Source organism: Nicoliella sp. ESL1113 (genome assembly GCF_058509245.1).
On record NZ_CP196387.1, the window covers coordinates 403,048 to 425,442 of the forward strand.

General features: G+C 40.8%; 25 protein-coding genes. 17 read left to right on the plus strand and 8 right to left on the minus strand.

Annotation, left to right across the window (positions count from 1 at the left end; genetic code table 11):
* The first annotated feature begins 40 nt into the window (after window positions 1-40).
* The 5 genes from ACSYTJ_RS01455 (at window position 41) to ACSYTJ_RS01475 (ending at window position 5,993) form a co-directional block, all read left to right on the plus strand.
* Window positions 41-943, plus strand: coding sequence for a DMT family transporter (locus ACSYTJ_RS01455; RefSeq protein ID WP_491720122.1), 903 nt, complete (start codon window positions 41-43; stop codon window positions 941-943).
* A 278-nt stretch (window positions 944-1,221) separates the two neighbouring features.
* Window positions 1,222-2,610 carry an APC family permease gene (locus tag ACSYTJ_RS01460; protein WP_491717098.1) on the plus strand — a complete coding sequence of 463 codons (1,389 nt, stop codon included), beginning with the start codon at window positions 1,222-1,224 and terminating at the stop codon, window positions 2,608-2,610.
* 79 nt (window positions 2,611-2,689) lie between these two features.
* Complete coding sequence (locus ACSYTJ_RS01465) at window positions 2,690-3,685, plus strand: DMT family transporter (RefSeq protein ID WP_491717099.1); 996 nt, start codon at window positions 2,690-2,692, stop codon at window positions 3,683-3,685.
* Window positions 3,686-3,873: 188 nt separating this feature from the next.
* Window positions 3,874-5,592: a hypothetical protein gene (locus ACSYTJ_RS01470; RefSeq protein ID WP_491719984.1), complete on the plus strand. Its 1,719-nt coding sequence runs from the start codon at window positions 3,874-3,876 to the stop codon at window positions 5,590-5,592.
* 86 nt (window positions 5,593-5,678) lie between these two features.
* The gene (locus tag ACSYTJ_RS01475; protein ID WP_491717101.1) at window positions 5,679-5,993 is read left to right on the plus strand and encodes a DUF7671 family protein; all 315 of its coding nucleotides are present in this window, start codon (window positions 5,679-5,681) and stop codon (window positions 5,991-5,993) included.
* Between the two features lie 47 nt (window positions 5,994-6,040).
* Here the strand turns inward: ACSYTJ_RS01475 and ACSYTJ_RS01480 are convergent, their stop codons facing one another.
* The gene (locus ACSYTJ_RS01480; protein WP_491717102.1) at window positions 6,041-6,253 is read right to left on the minus strand and encodes a P8 family protein; all 213 of its coding nucleotides are present in this window, start codon (window positions 6,251-6,253) and stop codon (window positions 6,041-6,043) included.
* 154 nt (window positions 6,254-6,407) lie between these two features.
* On the opposite strand from ACSYTJ_RS01480, the gene ACSYTJ_RS01485 reads away from it, so the two are divergent.
* Window positions 6,408-6,929 carry a TetR/AcrR family transcriptional regulator gene (locus tag ACSYTJ_RS01485; protein WP_491717103.1) on the plus strand — a complete coding sequence of 174 codons (522 nt, stop codon included), beginning with the start codon at window positions 6,408-6,410 and terminating at the stop codon, window positions 6,927-6,929.
* A gap of 58 nt (window positions 6,930-6,987) precedes the next feature.
* Here the strand turns inward: ACSYTJ_RS01485 and ACSYTJ_RS01490 are convergent, their stop codons facing one another.
* Complete coding sequence (locus ACSYTJ_RS01490) at window positions 6,988-7,191, minus strand: cold-shock protein (protein ID WP_219054080.1); 204 nt, start codon at window positions 7,189-7,191, stop codon at window positions 6,988-6,990.
* A 211-nt stretch (window positions 7,192-7,402) separates the two neighbouring features.
* Between ACSYTJ_RS01490 and ACSYTJ_RS01495 the strand changes: the two genes are divergently transcribed.
* From ACSYTJ_RS01495 to ACSYTJ_RS01505, 3 genes are all read left to right on the plus strand, one after another.
* On the plus strand, window positions 7,403-8,110 hold the full coding sequence (locus ACSYTJ_RS01495) for an NAD(P)H-dependent oxidoreductase (protein WP_491719985.1): 708 nt from the start codon (window positions 7,403-7,405) through the stop codon (window positions 8,108-8,110).
* Complete coding sequence (locus tag ACSYTJ_RS01500) at window positions 8,110-8,286, plus strand: hypothetical protein (RefSeq protein ID WP_491719986.1); 177 nt, start codon at window positions 8,110-8,112, stop codon at window positions 8,284-8,286. Before ACSYTJ_RS01495 ends, ACSYTJ_RS01500 begins: the two co-directional genes overlap by 1 nt.
* Window positions 8,287-8,408: 122 nt before the next feature.
* A complete protein-coding gene (locus ACSYTJ_RS01505; RefSeq protein WP_255552537.1) occupies window positions 8,409-8,531 on the plus strand; it encodes a hypothetical protein in 123 nt (40 codons plus the stop codon).
* A 41-nt stretch (window positions 8,532-8,572) separates the two neighbouring features.
* On the opposite strand, the gene ACSYTJ_RS01510 is transcribed toward ACSYTJ_RS01505, so the two are convergent.
* Window positions 8,573-9,007: a hypothetical protein gene (locus ACSYTJ_RS01510; RefSeq protein ID WP_491717106.1), complete on the minus strand. Its 435-nt coding sequence runs from the start codon at window positions 9,005-9,007 to the stop codon at window positions 8,573-8,575.
* Window positions 9,008-9,085: 78 nt separating this feature from the next.
* On the opposite strand from ACSYTJ_RS01510, the gene ACSYTJ_RS01515 reads away from it, so the two are divergent.
* The 3 genes from ACSYTJ_RS01515 to ACSYTJ_RS01525 all read left to right on the plus strand — a co-directional run bounded on the left by ACSYTJ_RS01515 (window position 9,086) and on the right by ACSYTJ_RS01525 (window position 12,108).
* A complete protein-coding gene (locus ACSYTJ_RS01515; protein WP_491719987.1) occupies window positions 9,086-10,006 on the plus strand; it encodes a ribonuclease H family protein in 921 nt (306 codons plus the stop codon).
* A gap of 36 nt (window positions 10,007-10,042) precedes the next feature.
* Window positions 10,043-10,594 (plus strand): sugar O-acetyltransferase, encoded by a 552-nt coding sequence (locus tag ACSYTJ_RS01520; RefSeq protein ID WP_491717108.1) that lies wholly within the window; start codon window positions 10,043-10,045, stop codon window positions 10,592-10,594.
* A gap of 146 nt (window positions 10,595-10,740) precedes the next feature.
* Entirely contained in the window at window positions 10,741-12,108 is a 1,368-nt protein-coding gene (locus tag ACSYTJ_RS01525; protein ID WP_491719988.1) for an MFS transporter, read from the plus strand.
* A gap of 110 nt (window positions 12,109-12,218) precedes the next feature.
* On the opposite strand, the gene ACSYTJ_RS01530 is transcribed toward ACSYTJ_RS01525, so the two are convergent.
* From ACSYTJ_RS01530 to ACSYTJ_RS01540, 3 genes are all read right to left on the minus strand, one after another.
* Entirely contained in the window at window positions 12,219-12,641 is a 423-nt protein-coding gene (locus ACSYTJ_RS01530; RefSeq protein WP_491719989.1) for a hypothetical protein, read from the minus strand.
* A 204-nt stretch (window positions 12,642-12,845) separates the two neighbouring features.
* Entirely contained in the window at window positions 12,846-13,322 is a 477-nt protein-coding gene (locus ACSYTJ_RS01535; protein WP_491719990.1) for a hypothetical protein, read from the minus strand.
* A gap of 143 nt (window positions 13,323-13,465) precedes the next feature.
* On the minus strand, window positions 13,466-13,993 hold the full coding sequence (locus tag ACSYTJ_RS01540; RefSeq protein WP_491719991.1) for a hypothetical protein: 528 nt from the start codon (window positions 13,991-13,993) through the stop codon (window positions 13,466-13,468).
* 166 nt (window positions 13,994-14,159) lie between these two features.
* Between ACSYTJ_RS01540 and ACSYTJ_RS01545 the strand changes: the two genes are divergently transcribed.
* Window positions 14,160-15,392 (plus strand): MFS transporter, encoded by a 1,233-nt coding sequence (locus ACSYTJ_RS01545; protein ID WP_491719992.1) that lies wholly within the window; start codon window positions 14,160-14,162, stop codon window positions 15,390-15,392.
* 42 nt (window positions 15,393-15,434) lie between these two features.
* On the opposite strand, the gene ACSYTJ_RS01550 is transcribed toward ACSYTJ_RS01545, so the two are convergent.
* Window positions 15,435-15,755, minus strand: a complete 321-nt coding sequence (locus tag ACSYTJ_RS01550) for an HXXEE domain-containing protein (RefSeq protein WP_491720123.1) — start codon at window positions 15,753-15,755, stop codon at window positions 15,435-15,437.
* A 403-nt stretch (window positions 15,756-16,158) separates the two neighbouring features.
* On the opposite strand from ACSYTJ_RS01550, the gene ACSYTJ_RS01555 reads away from it, so the two are divergent.
* From ACSYTJ_RS01555 to ACSYTJ_RS01565, 3 genes are all read left to right on the plus strand, one after another.
* Window positions 16,159-17,772, plus strand: coding sequence for a BCCT family transporter (locus tag ACSYTJ_RS01555; RefSeq protein ID WP_491717281.1), 1,614 nt, complete (start codon window positions 16,159-16,161; stop codon window positions 17,770-17,772).
* 119 nt (window positions 17,773-17,891) lie between these two features.
* Window positions 17,892-19,079, plus strand: a complete 1,188-nt coding sequence (locus ACSYTJ_RS01560) for a glycoside hydrolase family 3 protein (RefSeq protein ID WP_491719993.1) — start codon at window positions 17,892-17,894, stop codon at window positions 19,077-19,079.
* 56 nt (window positions 19,080-19,135) lie between these two features.
* On the plus strand, window positions 19,136-20,485 hold the full coding sequence (locus ACSYTJ_RS01565; protein WP_491719994.1) for an MFS transporter: 1,350 nt from the start codon (window positions 19,136-19,138) through the stop codon (window positions 20,483-20,485).
* Between the two features lie 34 nt (window positions 20,486-20,519).
* On the opposite strand, the gene map is transcribed toward ACSYTJ_RS01565, so the two are convergent.
* Window positions 20,520-21,314 (minus strand): type I methionyl aminopeptidase, encoded by a 795-nt coding sequence (gene map / locus ACSYTJ_RS01570; protein WP_491717116.1) that lies wholly within the window; start codon window positions 21,312-21,314, stop codon window positions 20,520-20,522.
* Between the two features lie 158 nt (window positions 21,315-21,472).
* Here map and ACSYTJ_RS01575 point away from each other — a divergent pair, with 158 nt between their 5' ends.
* On the plus strand, window positions 21,473-22,336 hold the full coding sequence (locus ACSYTJ_RS01575) for an alpha/beta hydrolase (protein WP_491719995.1): 864 nt from the start codon (window positions 21,473-21,475) through the stop codon (window positions 22,334-22,336).
* Window positions 22,337-22,395 lie beyond the last annotated feature (59 nt).

A 22,395-nucleotide genomic window follows, 5' to 3' on the forward strand; every position in this document is an offset into this window, starting at 1 on the left:
AATAAAGATTATTAACATTTAAGGAGCGATTTTGTTGCAAGTGAAACGCGAGGGGATTGGTGCCATCCTAGCAATTATCGGGGCCGTTTGCTGGGGGATTCAAGGACCAGTTTCACAATTTTTATTTCAAGATGCTAGCTATTCACCAGAGTGGTTAATGGGCATTAAAATGTCAATTGCTGGAATCTTAATTTTGCTATTTGGACGAGTAATTAAAAAACAACCGCTTTTACAGGTGTGGAAAAGGCCACATGATGCTGCTTTGCTAGTCGTATATGCATTGTTCGGGCTGGCAGCCGTGCAATATTTTTACTTGGTAACGGTGGGGGCGAGTAATGCAGGAACTGCGACGATCTTGCAGAGTTTAGGGACCATCATTATTGTGATCTTAACGGCCGTGATCTACCATCACTTGCCATCTAAAAACGAATCGATTGCGGTGGCCCTAGCATTGTTAGGAACCTGGTTATTGGTGACAAAAGGTGAATTGTTGCACCTGGCGATTAGCGGGCATGCCCTAGCATTAGGACTATTATTAGCGCTAGCTGGCGCACTACAGACGATGCTACCAGTGAATTTATTAAAACGCTATGACGTAATGATTATCGTTGGCTGGGCAATGGTGATTGGTGGCGTCGTATTTACGATCGTGCATCCGTTTTGGGTGCATCCCCCTCAATTTACAGTGGGGGGCTTAATCGGAGTAGCCTTTATCGTCATTTTTGGTACAATGGTATCATTCATCTGCTTTACGACTAGTTTGAAGTACGTTTCACCAACGGTGGCGGGGATGTTAGATACCTTCGAACCGCTATCGGCTACGATTGGTTCGGTCGCATTTTTAAACACTAACTTTAACTTTTTAGAAATGGTTGGTGGGGTGTTGATCTTAAGCACCGTCTTTGTGTTAGCGATGCCGAATAGTACAATTCCTAAAAAGTAATTGTAATTAAATGAGAAATAGGTTAAAATAATACTAATAAATATTCGGATTGGGGTTTCGTAAAATGTGTTTATTAGGGTTAAAAGTCAGTTTAGTTAATCGAAAGTTCTTCCTAGACTAATGCTATTTGCTGGTCAAGGAGAGCTATTATTCACGTGCGAACCTTATCACTAGTAAATAGCGTTATTATTTGCTAGTGGGGCATGGGAGCCATACTAGAAATGTATGGCTCCTTTTTTGTTATTCGGAATGATTATGTTTTAGAAAGAGGGAAAACCATGAGTTTATTATCTAATATGTTTAGAAAAGAAACGCTGGATAATTATATCGATCAAGATAGTAATTTAAAGCGGACACTCGGTTCCTGGGATTTAATCGGAATGGGCGTCGGGACCGTTATCGGTGCGGGGATCTTTATCCTGCCCGGAACGGTGGCCGCTACTACTGCAGGACCTGGAATTATCTTTTCGTTTATTATTGCTACGATCGTCTGTTCACTCAGTGCGATGTGTTACGCTGAATTTTCATCATCACTACCAGTTGCGGGGAGTGCCTATTCTTACGGGAACGTGGTCTTCGGTGAAGTGATTGGCTGGGTGTTAGGCTGGGCGTTAGTATTGGAATACACGCTGTCGGTGGCCGCAGTTGCGACTGGTTGGTCAGCGTACTTCCAGACATTTCTGGCTGGATTTGGGATTCACATTCCAAAGGCGTTAAGCAGCTTTTACGACCCTAGCAAGGGGACGTACGTCAATCTTTTTGCGATCTTGATCGTCTTATTGATTGCCTTTATTTTAACGAAGGGGACCCAGTCTTCTTCACGGATCAATAACATCATCGTGATCGTTAAGGTGTTGATCATCGTATTGTTCTTAGTTGTCGGAGCCTTCTTCGTGAAGCCAAGCAACTGGAACCCATTGTTACCATTCGGGGCTGGTGGAATCTTCCACGGGGCCGCAGCGGTCTTCTTTGCTTACCTTGGGTTCGATTGTGTGTCATCAGCTGCTTCTGAAGTGAAGAATCCTAAGCGCAACATGCCAATTGGGATTTTAGGGACGCTCGTTATTTGTACGATCCTATATGTATTGGTTTCATTAGTGTTAACTGGAATGGTGCACTACAAGGACCTAAACGTAGCTGATCCCGTATCATTTGCATTACAAATGGTGCACCAAAACTTCGTTGCTGGAATCATTGCGATCGGGGCGTTAGCAGGGATGTTCACCATGATGTTGACCATGATTTACGGTGGTTCCAGACTACTTTATTCAATGGGTCGCGATGGGTTATTACCAAAGCATCTGCACAAGGTTAATAATAATAACGTTCCGCACCACAGTGTGTTGATCGTAACGATCGTGATTGCCTTTATGAGTGGTTTTATCTCCCTTGATAAGTTGGCTAGCTTGGTAAACATCGGGACGTTGATCGCCTTTATCGTGATCTCACTAGGGATCTTACCATTACGGAAACGGCAAGACATTCCTAACAATGGCTTTAAGGTCCCATTGTACCCATGGATTCCACTGCTTTCCGCAGTCTTGAGTATCGGGATTGCGACCCAGCTACCTAAGGATACCTTCTACACGGCGTTGATCTGGTTCGTGATCGGGTTAGTAATCTACTTCTCATACGGGATTCGCCACAGTTTACTAAATAAAAATTAGTAATTATCACATTTAAATTTAATCATCATCGTGTAAAATATCCCTTGAGATTAATATAATTACTATTTGAGGTGTAATAATGCAAGACAAGAAACAATTGAAAGAAAATGTCGCACGGGGGATTTTCTGGTCAGCAATGGCTTCGACACTCTGGGCATTTTCTGGAATTTTAATGCAGATGGTTGCTAAGAACGGTGCAATCCCAGTTGATTGGTTCATTTCTGCTAGAACATCAGTTGCGGGGATTTTGTTACTAGTGATTGGGGCCTTCCACGTTAAAAAAGACATCTTCAAGGTATTTAAGGACAAACGTTCGATCATGTTGTTATTGATCTATAGTTTATTCGGCCTTGCTGTTAATATGTCCACCTTCTACATGGCAATTCAAACTGGAAATGCACCGACAGCGACGTTGTTACAATACTTAGCACCAATCTTTATTGTATTGTACAAGTTCATTTTCAGAGGGCATCGGCCTTTGAAGTCTGACGTGTTAGTATTTTTGATTGCATTGGTTGGAATTATCCTCTCAGTTACTAAGGGTGACTTGGGAGAACTTTCCATTCCGTTGGTTTCAATTCTTTGGGGCTTGGGATCAGCTGTTTCGGCTGCGATTTACTACTCAGTTCCACAACCACTTTCGAAGGAAAACTCACCATTTGTGGTTCTGGGATGGGGAACTTTAATTGCAAGTATTCCATTTAATATCTTCTACATTGCAGTCCACCACGCACCATTCTTTATCGCCGCTCCAAAGCAAGTAACTGCCAGCCCATTAGTATTAGTGGGATTAGGTGGCGTAATCTTAGTAGGGACGATTTGTGCATTTTCATCAATGATCTACAGTTTGAAGTTCGCTTCATCAGAAGTGCTTAGTATTGTGGATGCCGTTGAACCTGCGATGACGTTTATCCTCAGTTTGATCTGTACGATAATTCCAATCGCATTCATTCAGTCATTAGGGGTACCTTTTGACCTCGTTGAATGTATTGGGGCGGTATTGGTAATTTATTCAATTTACCTGTTGCAACGGATTCACAAAAACCATGTGGATGACTTACCACCAATGGAATAATTAAAAAACTCTGGGTCTAATCGATTCAGAGTTTTTTATTTGGCACAATAAATATTACATTCATCAAAAAATCAAATATAAAGTTTGCGATAATATATAATTTATAAAACTAATTTTAAGTTATAATAATAGTATCCGTTTCGTTACGGATACTTTTTTATATAATTATAAAATAAAGGGGTATCATCATGGCTAACCAAAAATGGCGGCGGCTTTGGCCGTATTTAATCATCGCGATCGTTGCGTTGATCGAAATTTTGCCACAGATTTTTACTAAGTCGTTCATTGTGGGAATCGATTCGATTTTTCATATGAACCGCTTTTATGATGCTGCAATGCAGATCAAAACTGGGGATTATAATTATTTCCAATCCTTTTTTGGGTATCAACAAACGGGGCGGGTGATCAATGCCCTCTACGGCCCAATTTTTGCTTATTTTAATGGTCTATTACTACTAATTGTTGGGACTTGGTTCAAATTCCAGTTGCTAACCAGTTGGCTGTACCTATCGATTGCTGGATGGTTGATGTATCACCTATCGATTGCTAACCGCGTTAAACAATGGCCAGCAGTGGTAGTGAGTGCGATGTACTTATTATCCTCACCAATGCTGTCGTGGGTCTCAGGTTCGCAATTTACAGGACTGGGCGCAATGTTCACGCCGTTGGTCTTACTAGCTGGGACGCAAATGATGCGCAAAGATAAGATCGCCATCATTCCGTTATCACTTTCGATGACGCTCGTGATCCAAATGCATTTGATGACCAGTATCATCTGTGCATTGGCTTTGATTCCATTCTTCATTGTGGCATTCATTTATAGCAAAAACCGTACTCACTTGGTATTAGACCTGTGCAAAGCAATCGGGTTGACGTTGTTATTGACTGCCAATGTGTGGGGCGGGATGTTAGAACTCTTTAAATCCAACACCTTATTGCCAGTCGCACCACAATTAGTGATGAGTGAAAATGCATTTAACGTGATCAATACCCATTCATATGTCTTGTTGCCAGTCTATACCGCACTATACTTGTTGGTCACGATCTATGTGATCGTCAAATGGAAGCAATTGAGCCTCTATACGAAGGTCATTTTTGGCAATGCAATCTTATTTCTGTGGTTATCATCTTACTTCTTCCCATGGAATCTGATTCAAAAATGGGTGCCAGGGGTCTCTTATTACATTCAGATGCCCGCTCGTTTTTACGTCGTCTCATTTGCGTTATTGTTCCTATTAGTCGGAATCTTTTTAACGAACGAGGTCAGTCGCGGGATGCAGGTCGTTAGATGGACATTTGCGACCCTGGCGTTCCTTGGAATTTTTGGGATTGCAGAGGGGACCGTCATTTTAGGGACGATTTCGTACCATGCAGACCGAGTAATCGATAATAACACTAATTTAAAGGTTCACACTAAGAGTGTTAAAAAGCTGCGAAATTCGTTGAAATCCGATGATCTAAAGTTGGCGCTGAAGTACATGACGAAATCAACGCCTGATTACTTACCGATCAAGCATTCGATTGCACCAGACGATTACTTCCCATTCCATCCATATCACGCCTATACCGTAACGGCGGTTAAAAAGAATCGTTACCACGTTAAAAAGACGGTCACTAAGCATGGCATGAAGGTTAGCTGGAAGAACCCGACGCACCATACTAAAAAGATCTTGTTGCCAGTCTTTAAGTACGGGCACACAACGGTATCGCGTAACGGTAAACCGTTCAAGCACTTTAAGACCTCAAAGGTCGGTGCTTTGATCGTCAGTTCCCATCCTGGAAAGAACCACTTGGTGATTGGTTATCACATCAGTCGCTGGTTCAAGGCCTTAGTCTTAGTGCAAGTCCTTACCTACATTGGGTTGATTGGAACGATGATTTACCGCAAGTTCAAACCAAAAGCATAATTTAAAATAAACGTTGGTCGCCGATTCGGTGCCAACGTTTTTTAAAATAATGTTATGATAGACAAATAAATAAACGGGGTGAAAAAATGAAGGGGAAATATAAAGTAAATCGCTATATCGGGGTGCCAGTGGAAACTGATAACTCCGGCAACTATCAGATCAAAAAAGACGCTGACGGCAGCTTTAAGTTGCACGATTGGCGGACTGGTAAGCATACCAACGGCAAGTTCAAGCAGGTCGGCCAGATCTTCTTGACTGAAAATAATATGAAGGTCGCAGTGGTGGCTTATGAACCGGTTGCTTTTAACCATCGGCACGAATATACACCGTTGCAACGGTTCACCTCTGAATCGGTCAGCGCGGATTTAATTGCGGACGCAAAAAAAGCACTTGATTCCTAAGAATCAAGCGCTCGATGAGTTAAAATATTGGGTTGTTGGAGGAATGACTATTTCTTCAATACCTTTTCGGCATTAGCCTTAACTTCGTCGTCTGACATGTTTTCATACTTATCCATCTCATCGGAAGTCTTGATAGTGTCATGGTTATTGTTTTCCATAAAATGGTCCCACAATGCATCTCTAACTGGGGTATCTGAATCGCTCCAGTCGTATACTTCACTCATCTTTCTATCTAATGTAGTATCTTCTTCAAATGCCATAATAAAATCTCCTTTACAATATATAGAACTCAATTATTATTATAAAGCAATGTTTCAAAAAAGGGTTATAAAAAGCTCAAAAAATTTAAAGATTTGAAATTTTTACAATAGTAATATAAGATTGCAAGAGAAGGAAAAGTGGTGGATTAAGGATATGAGAGATAAGTTAGCGACAAAACGAAAAATTGTTGCTGGAATGATTAAGTTAATGGATACGATGGATTATAAAGACATTACCGTGAAGGAAATCTGTCAAGAAACCAAGATCTCACGAATGACTTATTACCGTAATTTTCATGATAAAAAGGAATTATTAATCTACCACTTTGATGGTTTATTTACGCAGTTTATTCAAGAGGTATCCGCTAGCCATTCACGGACTTTTTTTGATATCGCAACGATTTTTTTTAATTTAATCAAAGCTGATCAACACGTGATGGAGCTTTTGATCAAGAATGATTTGACCATTATCATTCGGGAACGGTTACGTTATTATATTGGCGGATTGATCGATCAAAGGGTGTTATCATTTCGGGAAAATTCTTCTAAATTACTGATATCATTAATCTCTGGCGGACTAACTGAAATTTTAATTACCTGGACTCAAGATGGGATGCAAGAACCAGTCGAATCATTAGTCATTTTTGCTTCTAAATACATGCACTTTAAAAATTGATACAAAAAAACGGTGTGGATAAAATCCACACCGTTTTTCATTAAGTTAGTTAAAAGGATTAACCTTCAACAGGGGTAACGTTAGCAGCTTGTGGGCCACGGTCGCCTTGTTCAACATCAAGAGTAACTTTTTCGCCTTCGTCTAAAGTCTTGAAGCCATCTTTGTTGATTGCTGAGTAGTGAACAAAAACGTCACCATTGTCAGTAGTAATAAATCCGTATCCCTTGTCAGCGTTAAACCATTTTACAGTACCTTGTTCCATAATTAAGAACCTCCATAATTGAAAAATATTGCATGTATCATTAAGCTTGAATCTAAATAAGGAAGTTTTATGCAAAACAAGAACCTTAAAAACTCGAAACTACGTAACACATTGGTATTATAATAGCATTAAATCTTAAGAAAGTCAATCAGTGAACTCGAATCTTTTTTAAGTTAGAATGATATTAATATTAATGTATGGGGATGAGCATTTGAAAACGTTAGTAATTATATCGCATCCAGAGATTGATGATTCGACGACCCAATCGTTTTTACGGGGTGCGACCCGCAATTTAGAGCAGGTCGTATGGCACCCCCTAGATCATGCATATCCAGACTATCAAATCGATGTGCCCAAGGAACAAGCGCTATTGACCAGTGCACAACGGATCATCTTTCAATTCCCACTTTATTGGTATAGCTCACCGGCGTTATTAAAGAAATGGGAAGATGAAGTGTTGACCAGAAACTTTACCTATCAGAATCAAGATGGCAGACTCGCCGATAAGCAATTAGGGATCGTAGTGACGCTGGGGACGGCTGCTAAGAACTACGTTGCTGGTGGTAGTGAAGGATTTTCGATTTCAGAACTCATGAAGCCGTTTCAAGCCGTTGCGAAACAAGCGGGGATGCAGTTCTTACCGCCATTCGTGGTCGATCAGTTCAACTACATGACGGCCGACCAGAAGGCGCGGTTGCTATTTGATTATCAAAACTATATCAATAATCCAAAGCCGAATTCATTCGACGGACAACAAAGTTGGGTGATCGACCGCTTGCGTGCTAAGGCAGAACGGGAAGGCGATCCACAAAAGCAGTCGTTATTAGAACTGACGATTGACCAACTGGAGAACCAGCAATCCGAACTAGCGAGTTTAAAGGATCAAATCGCGATGATCAAACGGGGGGATGATGAATAATGGACGATCAACAATGGTTATTAGACCAACTCCAAAAATTTGCCGACGCAGAGGCCGATTTTACCGACCGCTGCCTATTTGAAGGCGCCAAACGGATTGCAGTTGAGCAGGAAAAGCGCATCCAACAGGCCAACGATGAATTAGATGGCCGAGTCTGGAGTCCTAATAAGTGGTAATAGCCCGTTGCACAAGGCTGAACGAAGCTTATTTTTAGATTTGATTTTAGGGGGCACTTTGTATTATAATTAACAGGTATATTTCAAGAATAAGACAGACAAAGTAAAGGAGCGATAAAGTTATGCGTATTTGTCATCCAAACGGTGTTCAAGGCCGTCGTCCAGTTAACCAAAAGAAGGACAAGAAGAAGAACAAAGAAATTTCAGCATTACAAAAATTCTTAAAGCAAAGTCCTGCTAAGTAAAAATAAAACCCAGTATTTAGATACTGGGCTTTTTTTGTCTTTTATTGTTCCAAGTCGTTGGCATTCTTGGGGATGTGATTATGCTTTGATTTTTTCCGTAATTGATCCTTAAATTCATTAATGTCATCAAGGTGGCTACTTTTCCATTGTTGATATGAAGAATGACTATCCATATCATTAGTCTTTAGTCCCGTGTCTAACCAAAATAATGCTGCGGAGAGACTAGGAAAATTGTGTAGCCACAACGTTTGTCCATTATCTGAATCAAAGGCAACGTACGAACGCGCATGGCGTTTCAAAAACGTTCTTTTACGAATTTTGAAGGCTTCTCGCTTGCGCGTTAGTTTATAGTCTGGCAGAATAAACTTGCCGTTTTTCTCAAATTGGGGAAAACGTTCATTTTGTTGGCTTTTTTTATCCTTAAGCATTGCCCAGGCATCTTGGACGGTGATTAATGTTGTATTTAACTTAGTCATCAAAAAATCTCCTTTTACTTTTATTTTCTCACAAAAAGGCTTAAAATCAAAGTCGGAAAGCTTACCGGAGGCGATATTATGGCTCATAAGTACTATGCAGTTAGAAGAGGAAGAACACCAGGAATTTACAATAGTTGGCCACAGTGTCAAGCAGAAATTACTAATTTTCCGCATGCTAGATATAAGAGTTTCTTGACGAAAGAAGAAGCTGAAGAATTTTTACATCAAAGCGATTATTCAGACAATTATACATCGGATTCTGATCTGGTTGCTCCGATTAGAAATGGTGCCATTGTCGTTTATACCGATGGTGGTTCTAGAAACCACGGCAATGTACGTGGCGGACATGTTCAAGATAACGATAAAGCTGCTTGGGCCTATTTAATTATCATGCCTGATGGGACTAATCATAGCGATGCTGGCTGTGAATTAGGTTCCACTAATAATCGAATGGAAATCATGGCAGCATTAAATGCCTTGCAAGTCTTAGTGCAAAATAAATTGAATAATAATCAGATCGATATTGTTGCTGATTCTAAGTACGTTTTAGATTCGATCACGAAGAATTGGCTTTATGGCTGGGTCAACAATGGTTGGAAGACTAAAAGTGGTAACCCAGTTAAAAATATGGAACTTTGGAAAAAGATGTATGAGTTGTTAAAAGAATTCCCTGATTTGAAATGGCACTGGACTAAGGGGCACGCTGAAGATTCTGGCAACGTGTTCGTTGATAAAAAATTAAATGATGCGATGGATAGGATGGGCGAGTCCGGGACGATCAATGTTGCACGGCCTCGACCAGAGAATCCAGCCCCACATGCCGATCAAGATGTGAGGGACAATGCATTAAATCGAATCGATGACTTTTTAAAGAATGGTTCATCGGGAGCAGAAATCGATAAAAATGCTCCTGACCACCCATTATCAAAAGATGAATCAGTTGATAATATTAAAGATATGTTCAATAAGCTGAAGGGCTTTGATGATAACGATAAGTAGTCGTGTTATCATTGAATTGAACAGGATGGTGGAATCATGACAACAGAACGTGAGAAGATGACGGCTGGTGAAAATTATGACCAGTTCGATCCAGAATTACAGGCCCAACGAACTAAAATGCGGAAAGCATTAGGGGCGTTGAACCAAATTTATGATAATCAAGAATTTAATCGGCAATTAAAGTCACTGTTAGCTGATAGTGGTAAGAACCTATTCGTGGAGAATGGAATTGAATTCGATTACGGATTCAACATCCACGTTGGCGATGATTTTTATGCTAACTACCACTTGACGCTTTTAGACACCTGTCCGATTACGATCGGGAATAACTGTTACTTCGGACCAGACTGTGGATTGTATACCCCAGTCCATCCGATTGATCCAGTTCAACGTAAAAATGATGTTGAAATGGGCGCCCCGATTACGATTGGTAATAACGTCTGGCTGGGTGGTCACGTGACGATTCTCCCAGGAGTGACGCTGGGGAATAACGTGGTGGTCGGCGCAGGTTCCGTTGTGACTAAGTCATTTGGTGATAATGTAGTGATCGTTGGGAATCCAGCCCACGTAATTAAGACCGTTAATTAATTTAAAAAATGGGAAATGATTTTAGCCGTTAGTGGTTAAAATCATTTTTTTGTTGACAATTTGGAAATTTTTTTTATATAATAACCGATAGTGCTTACTTTTAGTTAGGCAAAATATATAAGGAGACGAAATACAATGATTATTTAATGGAAAAGAAAATATCATCAAGTGTTTTATTAGCAATTATTGCATCAGGAGTTATGACGTTTAGTGGGGTGACGGTGGAAACATCGATGAACATCACGTTCCCCACGTTGATCAAGGAGTTTGGCATCGGCTTAAGTGTCGTCCAGTGGATGACTACGATCTACCTATTGGTATTATCGAGCATTATTCCACTATCGCGGTTCTTAAAGGCCCGTTTTAAAATCAGTTCGCTATTTATAACTGCCAACTTATTGTTCCTAATTGGCCTATTGGTGGATGCGTTCGCACCATCATTTATCTTCTTGCTGTTAGGACGGGTGATTCAAGGTTTTGGGACCGGAATCGCTTTGCCGTTAATGTTCAACATCATCCTAGAAAACGTGCCACAAGAGCGATTGGGGGTGATGATGGGCGTTGGCTCTTTGATTACTGCCGCAGCTTCTGCCGTTGGACCAACCTTTGGTGGAATCATTGTTAATACGCTTGGTTGGCGATTTATCTTTATTATCTTAATGCCAATCTTGTTAATTTCATTAGTGATGGGGATGTTTTCAATTCCCCACTTGCGCAAGGAACCACTCGTTGCAGAACGCTTTGATATCAAGAGCTTCTTGTTGATCGTGGTAACCTTCGCAGGATTAATCATTGGGATTGATACCATTAGTACCAGTAGCTTCTGGAATCCAATGGTGATCGTTCCGATTGTAATCGGTTTAATTGCATTGTGGCTATTTGTTAGGATGCAAAACCGTTCTGTACAACCACTACTGCGCGTTCACATCTTAAAGAACGCGGCGTATGCTAAGTACGTTTTAGCATTTTTCATCAATCAGCTCATTATCTTGGGCTTAGCCTTTGTGATTCCTAATTATGTTCAGTTGATTAATCACAGTGCCTCTAGTACGGCTGGGTTGATCCTATTGCCTGGAGCCGTGTTGGGAGCAGTGGTTTCACCATTTTCTGGCGCATTATTAGATCGCTTTGGGGCTAAGAAACCAATTTTAAGTGGGATTGGTTTGATGGTGATTTCACTATTGATCTTGAGCATCTTTTCGAGTCAGCTCAGCAATGCCGTTGTGCTCATCTTCTATACTTTGATCATGATTGGTGTTGGCCTAGCATACGGAAACATCATGACCAAGGGGTTGAGTTACTTAACTGGGAACTTACAAGCCGATGGAAATGCCATCATTACGACCGTCCAGCAATTTGCAGGGGCGATTGGAACGGTGGTCGTTGCAACGATCATTACCAAAACGACTGCACTAGTTGCTGGCAATGGCATTCTAGGCTACACGTTTGCATTGCTCTTCTTGCTTGTGATCAGTGTGATTCAGTTCTTAGTGGTAGCATCGACTAAGGAATAATATGTAATATGGGAGCTGTGAACTAACTCCTAAAATAAATGGTCCTTAGCATAGGAAACTTTTCTTATGCTAAGGACCATTTTTAAATTCATTTGGAAATTAAGAATTCCCTAATTTCTCTTCATGATGGTGCTCCAAGAACCAGGTAAAGTAGAGCTGGAATGGAAGCTAAGCCGCATTCTATTCTTTGATAATAGGTGAACATCCATGGATTCATTAATGCTAACCTGGCCTTGACTAATTTTTTTACCAGTTATTTTGTAACGGTTTTTACCAGTATATTTATAGTGAACCTTAGTCATTGCGGATGGATCAGCTTCGGCAGGATAGTCGAATTGAAGGTAATCCGATGAGGTAAAGTTAATGCGGTACTTTTCGTTCACTCTAGGCCCGTTTGTATATCCCTTGGTAGAAACCCAACTACCGTGAATACTACTTGGGGTCCCCTTATGTAATGTGGCTGCACTGGCGCTGGCACCTGTAAATAACAGAATGCTAGTTGCTGCTAGCGTTGATAAAATTTTTCTTTTCATTTATTTTCAACTCCAATTATTAATATTTAACAAGTTAATTATACTATAATTTAATCTTTTGTTTCAAACATTACGATAAATTAAAATGGGAATTGCATTCGATAATTATGAGAAGCATTTTGGGATTACTTTCAACAAAAAAGGCAGCATGTTCACCATCACTGAACATGCTGCCGCCTTACCATTGAATTCCTACTTAATAGGCTACTTAGCGTATGGCTTAAAACTTTTTACTTTTTTAAATGTTTCTCCTGCTATAATGACGTGTTTTTTGCTTATTTTTTTGATATGTATCTTGGAACGCTTATTGACGGCATACAAGTATTCACTGTAAATATATTTATTCTTACCGACCTTCTTGTATCGACCATTTGCTGCTGCACCATTTATAGCACCTGTGCTGGAGTATTTTTTATTTTGATTGTACCAAAATGGATTGTAATTAATTGGATCGGTCTTAATATCGTTGATAACAAATGCATCCCGATAGTAACTAGTTTCCCGATCAAATTTCGTTTTTCCAGTATTATTTTGGGTTTTGTGCATTTTAGAAATCCAACGGCCCTTCATAAAATGAGGGGTTCCTTTATGCCACTTTGCTGCACTGGCATTGAATGATCCAGTTAGCGTGAAAAAAGATGTGATGGTGATTGCACTAATCCATAGATGTTTTATTTTCATATTAGTCACTCCTTTATAATTAATTTAATTATCCATCTTTTTTATCAATAAATCTATTTATTTTAATGCATTAATGTAGATTTAATTCAATTAAAAAAAAGGGATAAAAAATCCATTAATGATGAACGTTTTATCCCATTGTTTTAATATTTAAACTTATATTTCGTCGTAAAATTAACGATCTTACTTGATTGTTTGTAGTACTTACCATTATATTCCCACTTGGTAGGCTGCTTTTTCGAATAACTATTGCCGAGGTACACCTTGATTTGCTTGTTGCTTAAACGTTTGACCTTGTAATAATAACGAATCTTACCTTCACGGGTACTCAAATAATATGTTTTATGCTTCTTAGTATAGGTAAGTCCGCTATTAATGGAACCACCAGCACTGTTGAATGGATTAGCAGGCTTGGTTTTAGTCTTATAAAATAGTCCTGATTCATCAATTGATTTATTTGTAACGAATAGGATGCTCTTTTGGTAACGGGCATCTTCAACTTCTGGTTCGGCGCGAGCGACCTTAGTCACCCAAGTCCCCTTTAACACCTTTGGAGCGCCCTTAATAGTTGTTTTAGCAGCATTAGCGGTGGAGGAACTATTTACCATCCCCACGCCACCCAATACTGTAACGGTTAATGCGATGCTAATTAATTGAGAAAATGGTTTCAATTTCAACGCCCCCTGTAATATGTTTTGTATACTATCAGTATACACTAAAATTAAACATAAGTACTGTAGTTGTTTCATTAAATGGTTTAAAATTTGTTATTGTTTTACAAATTGGGAGTATAATAAGAACATACATTGGTTTAAATTATTAAGAGGGTGTTCACATATGAGTAAGGATTCAAATAGTTGGAACTCCAAAACGCTGTTCCATCGCTTTTCCATATTAGCTGTTTCATTGGTCATTACGATTGGGACTGCTGTTTCACCAGCACTACCCGCAATGGCGAAAACATTTTCAAACTATCCGACTTCATTAGTTAACACGGTGGCCACGATCCAACAGATTCCGGCCTTTATCGTGCTATTATTTTCAGCTTCGATTTCTAGAAAATTAGGAATGAAGAACTGTATTGGCTTAGGACTATTGATCATGGGGATAACTGGGATCATCCCAGCCTTCGTGCCGAACCTATGGGTGATCTTAGTTTCGCGGGCCATCTTTGGAATCGGGATTGGTTTATTGAATTCGCTTGCCATTACGATGGTGAACCTATTCTACACTGGCGAAGATCGTTCGCAAATGCTTGGGAACCGGAGTTCATTTGAACAGGTCGGCCTTTGTATCATGAACATATCGATTGGGCTATTGCTCAACATCAGTTGGCAATTTTCATTTCTTGCATACATCGTTATCTTTGCCGTCCTCGCATTATTCTGGTTCGTCGTCCCACCATTTACCGACGATACGACCACTCAAGTTAATCAAGCCAACCCCCAAGATAGTGCTAAGCAACGGGTCAACTTCAAGGTCATCGCTGCTGGAGTGATTTGTTGCTTGCTAACCATGGGGATGGCTGCCGTTAGTATCTTGACACCTTCGATCGTTGTCAACGCCAAGATGGGGACTGCGACCGATGCTAGTTTTGTCATTACCATTTTCACGTTGACTAGTATGGTAATGGGCTTCTTGTTCGGAAAGATCTACCAAGTTATCAAGCGGTTCGTCTTCTCAGCAGGGATGTTATTCCTCTCAGTTGGGATGTTACTTATGAACTACGCCCACAGCTTTCCAATGTTGATCATCTCCGTGATGGTCATCGGGTGTGCCTTCCCATTAGCCGGTAACTACCTCTTTAACCTAATGGAAGTCGCTGCTCCGAAGGGTTCGAACGCACTTGCTAATTCCGTGTTATTAGTTGGTTGTAACATCGGGACCGCAATTTCGCCAACCGTGATTTCTGCACTGGGCAGTGTGTCACCATTCAAGGGGACGATGCCTGGGATTGGGATGTTTGGGGCAACTATAATTGCGTTAATGGTCATCTTAATCATTTTCCAAATTATTAGTCATACACCAAACGTTGCGAATAAACGGAACAAATACACGATTCATCAATAGATTAAAAAATCAGGTTGCTAGCCAGCGACCTGATTTTTTTGATTATTTAATTCGACAAAACTTAATGACTTCATGGTAGCGCTTTACTTGCCAAGGGCTGATTACGTACTTAGTATTCTTGTTCTTCAATGCCTGGACTGGCAAGACGATGCTCAAAGCAATGCAGGCCAAAAGGGTTAACACTGCGAACAACCAGGTTGACCAGTTCAAGGCGCCAATTTTCGCTAACTTATTGATGAAGACGATTCCTAACGGTAGGAATAACACGACCGTCGTGAATAATCCCGGATTGTACCAGGTCTTGAGCTTGATAGTCATTTGGAAGACGTGCCCTAAAATTTGAAAGAGGCTAAATAAGATGATCCCTAAGCCGAGTCAATGCCAATTGGGGAAAATGATTGCAATTGTGTAGATCACCCAGGCACTTACTTTGACGACCATGATCGAAAGGCTATTGCCGGGGGAGTGATTCGCCGTTTATGAGCAATTATCTTATGGGATATAATTTAGGCGTCCCTAAACATATCAATAATATATTTTATATTCGGTTACAATTGTTCTATAATAAACGTTAGAAAATGAAAACATAAAATTTGATAGTCATTTTCAACCCACCACCAACGGTTGTGGACGATATACATATCGCTCGTGGCGAGCTGTTTAGTTTCAAATTTTACTATGTTACTTATTTTAATTCGGTAACATTTTTAATTTTTGAGGAGGATTTTTTATTTTTAGAAATAAAAAGATCAATAAGGTGATTTTTATTCCAACGGTCATTTTATTTATCTGTGTTTCAGCAATATTAATGATTGGCGGATCTTCGATTCGCGGCGTTTTAAATTCGATCTTAGCATGGGTGTCAGGTGAAATGGGCTGGGGCTACATGTGGATCTATGTAATTAACTTCGTTTTCTTTATTTTTATTATTCTTAGCAAGTATGGTGGCATCAAGCTTGGTGATAAGGAAGAAAAGCCAGCCTATGGTAATTTTCAATGGGGTGCAATGGTCTTTGCGACCGCCATTGATGCTAGTATCCTAATGCTTAGTATGGTCGATCCATTGCGTTACTTACAGGATCCACCATTTGGTGCGAAGCCGTATTCGCAAGAGGCGTATGGCCTCGCTCATATGTTAGGGCAGTATAATTGGGGTCCGATGGCTTGGATGATGTTTGCCGCCCCAACGATTGCGATTGGCTACATCCTATACGTTAAAAAGTTGAAGGTCCAATCGTTAAGTGATTCGATCGTAATGCTCAATGGTGATAAGTCATGGCAAAGGGTGTTACGAACGGTCGTTAACATTCTCGTGGTGCTTGGAATCATGGGTGGGGTTGGCGCCTCGGTCGGCCTAGAAATTCCGATTATTTCAAAGGTGTTGAGTTCTTTAACTGGGATTCCAGACACATTGCTACTTAAATTAGTGCTATTTGCGATCCTATTTGTGATTTTTACCTTCACGGTCTTCAAGGGGCTAAAGGGTGGAATCGATAAGCTCAGTAACATGCACATCTGGACGGCATTGATTTTCCTAGCAATTGTGTTAGCAATTGGGCCAACGGTGTACATTTTAAATTCTGAAACCAATAGTATTGGATTGCTAATTCAGAAGTTCATCCCGTTAAGCACCAATACGATCCCCAACGGACGGGCTGATACCACTCAACAAGAAACGATTTTCTACTGGGGTTGGTGGCTATCTTACATGCCATTTATGGGTCTGTTCATTGCCAGGATTTCACGGGGACGGACGATTCGCCAAATCGTAGTCGGGATGTTGACCTACGGGGCGCTTGGTTGTATGAGTTTTTATGCCATCCTCGGTGGTTATTCACTCTGGCTGCAAAAGACTGGGACGCTTGATCTAATCCATATTTTAAGCACCCAGGGACAATCGGCAGTAATTGCAGCGGTCCTTTCGACATTACCATTAAAATTCGTTATGTTCGCACTTTACTGTATCTCGTGTTTTATCTTTTTAGCCACCACGATTTCATCATCGGCCTACGTTTTGTCTTCGTTCACCAGTTTACCATTAGCACGGGGCGAACAACCAAGTCGGGCCAACCGAATGACCTGGGTGGTCATCTTTATCATCTTCTCGTTTAGTTTAGTAATGGTCGGGGGATTTGAAACTATTCAGACCTTCTGTACACTAGCTGGATTTCCATTGATGTTCGTGGTGCCATTCATTCTATACTCAATTTGGAAGATGTTGCGCAACGATGAATCGATTAAAACGATTAAGGTCAAACGTTCTGAATGGCGTGAAGTTCGGCGTCAAAACCGTATTCGGCGGAAAAAAATTACTGTTGAGCGGCGTAATGCCGTTGATGGTGATTTGATTTTATCGCCAGATGATCACCATGATGATTAAATAATGACGCTTTAAATTAAAAACATCGGATAAATTTCCGATGTTTTTTTGTATTTAATAAAAAATTAATATATACTAAAAGTGCTACATAATAAAAATCGCCTTTGGAGGTTTGTTTGATGAAGAAATTTTTGATTGCTTTACTTACTGGTGGGATAGTGATTGCTGGAGTGGGTCTATTAGCTACCCAGGCTGGCAATTCCAATTCTGTGATGGCTGCGATTACGTTGATTAATTCTAAGCAGTCAAAAAAGGAAACTAAGCCTTCAGTTAAGCATGCGAAGGATTCAGAAGATCAGATTCAAAAGACAATCAATAAGATGTCATTATCTGAAAAATTAGGGCAGCTCTACGTTGCCGATGTTTCTAGAAATGATGCTGCAGCTAATTCAGCGGTTAAGAACTACCACCTTGGTGGAGTCATCTTAGGCAGTGCCGACTTTACAGGGAATCGGAGTTCATTTAAGAATCACATTAAGGGAATGCAAAATAGCGCTAAAATTCCGTTAATGATCGGGACCGACCAAGAAGGTGGGACGGTTTCACGACTAAGCATTAATCGGGCCATCTCAGGGTCAACTTACTACCCATCACCACAAGCGGCTTACCACAGTGGTGGAATGAAGAACGTATTGGCCCAAGCTAAACGCTCCGCCCGTGATTTAAAGGCGCTTGGAATTAACTGGAACTACGCACCAGATGCCGACGTTTCATCCAATCGGAACAGTTTTATCTATGCGCGGACATTTGGTCAAAGTGCTGCTAAGACTGCGAGTTACATCAAAGCAGTCGTTCCAGCCATTCAAAGCCAGGGAGTTGCGACTTCACTAAAGCACTTCCCAGGTTATGGTTCGGCTGCTGACACCCACGTCGGGGGTGCCACTACCAACCGTTCACTTTCAGATTTGAAACGAGTTGACTTCCTACCTTTCAAAGCTGGAATTGCTGCTGGCGCTGATTCGATCATGGTAACCCACATCGTGTTGAACCGTGTCGATAGATATCGGCCAGCTTCACTATCGCCTAAGGTGGTTAAACTATTACGCTCTGATCTCGGGTACAACGGGGTTATCGTTACCGATAGTCTTCAGATGGGGGCGGTTACTCAATACGCCAGTGCCCATCGGGTGAATGCCGATGTTCTTGCATTTGAGGCTGGTAACGACATGTTGATGTCTAGTAACTACCGAAGCGGAATTCCAGCATTAAAACGAGCAATTAAGGATAAACGAATCTCAATTAAACAGGTCGACGCATCAGTGCGGCGAATCTTAGAAATGAAACAAAAAGTTGGGATTTACAAGTAGTTTTTAATTGGAAGCCAAGTTAACGCTTGGCTTTTTATTTTGGAAGGGGGATTGAAATGGATTCAAATCATGTTTCGTTAAAGACGATCTTAGCAATTATTTCAGTAGCATTACTATCATTTTCCGGAATCATGGCCGAAACTTCCATGAACGTAACTTTTACCACCCTGGCTAAAACTTTTGGTAGTGATCTGAATACGATTCAGTGGGTCACGGCCGCCTATCTATTAGCAGTTACGGCAGCCATTACCACCAGTGCCTACACGAACAAGCGGTTTAGCATTCGGGCGGTCTGGTTATTTAGTATCATCCTCTTTATCGTTGGTTCGCTAGTCGGGGCGTTTGCACCGAACCTACCGATTTTAATTTTAGGACGGGTATTAGAAGGAATCTCATCTGGAGTTGCGATGCCATTGTCATTTAACATTGTAATCTACACCGTGCCACGCGCTAAGATTGGGACGTGGCTGGGGGTCTCCTCACTAGTAGTGAGCCTCGCACCCTCGTTTGGCCCAACCTATGGTGGGTTAGTCTTAGACCTAATGAACTGGCGGGCGATTTTTATAATTTTATTGATTGCTCCTGCACTATCCGTGTTGTTGGGCTGGAAGACGATTACCCATGTTGACAATCGTTCACACACGAATGGCTTTGATTTCATTGCGTTTACTTTGTTGACGGTGATTTTAACGCTGAGCTTAATGCTTGTGAACCAAATAGAAACGAATGGATTTAATTGGCCGTTCTTCTTAGTGATTGTGGTGACATTAGTGGTCTTTGTCTGGCACATCCGCCGTTCAAAACGATCATTTTTGAACCTCGAGCTATTTAAGAAGGGGCAGTTCTTAGCCCTCTTTACGCCGGTTGCGCTGTACATGTTCTCGATGCTGGGATTAGACTTGATCATCCCGAACGTTGCCGAAAACGGTCTGCACACCTCTAGTTTTATTGCAGGATTTTCATTGCTACCAGGGGCGTTGACTGGGGCGATATTGAATCCTTATTTTGGTAGGATGTACGACAACCACGGTGGTAAGCTCCCGATGTATCTAGGGAATGCGATCTTCATGACTGCTGTAGTCGTGATGGCTGTTTTTACCAACCATTTGGGGTTAATTGCCATCATCGTTGCCTACATTGTCTACATCATCGGGCGGAACATGGCCTACTTTGGGGCCCAAACCGCTGCGATTGATGACCAGGTGCGCTCTGATCAAGCCGATGCCACCGCGATTATTCAAACCTTTCAGATGTTCATGGGTTCGATGGGAACGACGGTGGGGGCGTTAATGCAATCCCATTTTGGGGTGTTTAATGGTTTCAAGATCTTCAGTATCTTTTCGATTTTGCTTTCAATTATTAATGGACTATTGATGTGGGGATACTATGTAAGTAAAAAAAGATAATTCTAACCTAGTGGTTGGAATTATCTTTTTCATTTTAAAGCATGTATTTTTGATCCGCTTCGGGGTCTTGAGAAGTTAAAATCTTAGGACCATCCTTAGTGATTGCTAAGGTATGTTCGTATTGAGCAGATGGAGTGCCGTCTGCTGAAACGTAGTAGGTCCAGTCGTCTTTTTTATCGTAACGATCGGTAATTTGCCAAGTACCAGTGTTGACCATTGGTTCGATCGTAATCGTCATTCCTTCACGCAACCGCATCCCTTGGCCAGCATGTCCATAGCCAGGCACATTTGGTGCTTCGTGAATGGATGGTTGAATTCCGTGACCGATTAATTCACGCACGTCACCAAAACCATTTTGTTGTTCAACGTATTCTTGGATTGCCGCACCGATATCACCGATCCGATTGCCGATTACGGCTTGATCGATTCCAAGGTATAAGGCATCGTGGGTCACTTGCATTAACTTTTTGATTTCATCAGAAACGTTGCCAACAGCGTAACTCCAGCAAGAATCACTTTCAAAGCCATCCTTATTCACACACATATCGACCTTAACGATGTCGCCATCCTTTAACTTAAGGCCCTTGCGAGGAATTCCATGTGCTACTTCATCATTAATGGAGATACAAGTAGCGAACTTGTAGCCGTCAAAACCTTTTTCTGAGGCTTTGGCACCATGGTCTGTAATATACTTATCAGCAAATTCTTCAATTTCCCATGTATCTAAACCAGGCTTGATTAATTTTTGTAATCCTTTATGAACCCCAGCTAAAATCGCACCAGATTCGGCCATTTTTTCGATTTCACGAGGTGATTTTAATGTAATCATCTAATCATTCGCTCCCTTATTTTATTATCTCACCATCTAATTTACTACTTTTGGCCGAATCATGCTAATGAAATTGTTTAAATCGACACTTTTTAATGAAATTAGTTGAATTTTCTAGTATTCTTATATCTAGACAATATATAAGGAGACTGATTTTCGTGACTAAGCATGCAAAACAAACCATCATGTTAGTGGTAGCGCTAGTGATCGTATTAGCAGCTGCAATATTCGTTAGCATTAACAATGATAATGATTTAAATAAAACCAGCAAAAAAGTTAATCGTCCCGTTCCTACTCTGTACATAAACGGTGCGAATTCATCTACTAAAGCTGCGAACCATTTAATGACGATTGGTGAACGGGACGGGGGCAATAAGAGTCTCAGCATTACCTTTAAAAATGGTAATCCCGTTTACAAGGGCAAGTTAACGCAAAAAACCGCTCAGCCACTGATTAAGGTAACCTTTGGCAATAAAACCACTGTATATGATCAAATGCATGGCCTATATAAAGTCTTGGTCCATTTAAAGAGTAAGTATGATTACAATAACTATAATGCAGTTGGTTTTAGCGGGGGTGCGGTTGCTGCTTTAATGACCGCTAGTGACAAGGATACTAGCATCCCAGAATTAAGTCAGTTGATTTCAATTTGTGCTGGTTATAATGGGGTTATGAAGACTAATGATAAGGCTAATTCTAATCATTTGAACAACGATGATAAGCCATTGATCATGAGAAAAGCAACGAAGGAATACCCTTCATATGATGACTTGTTAGCCAGTACTAAGACGATGCCTAAGAACGTGAAGGTATTAAATATCTACGGTAATAGTGCGGGCAAGGGCAATAACGATGGGGTCATTACCAACGTCTCCTCCGAATCCTTAAAGTATCTGGTCAAAAAACGGACTGATAACTACCAAGCAATTAAGCTAACTGGTAGTGATGCCAATCATTTCGGATTGTTCAACCATCCCGTTGTCGATCGTTTAGTAGAAAAGGCATTATTTGATAAGCGCTAATCTATTTACTTTTGTTTGTAATCGTTATAAAATATAGTAGTTATCAATTTATAATGATT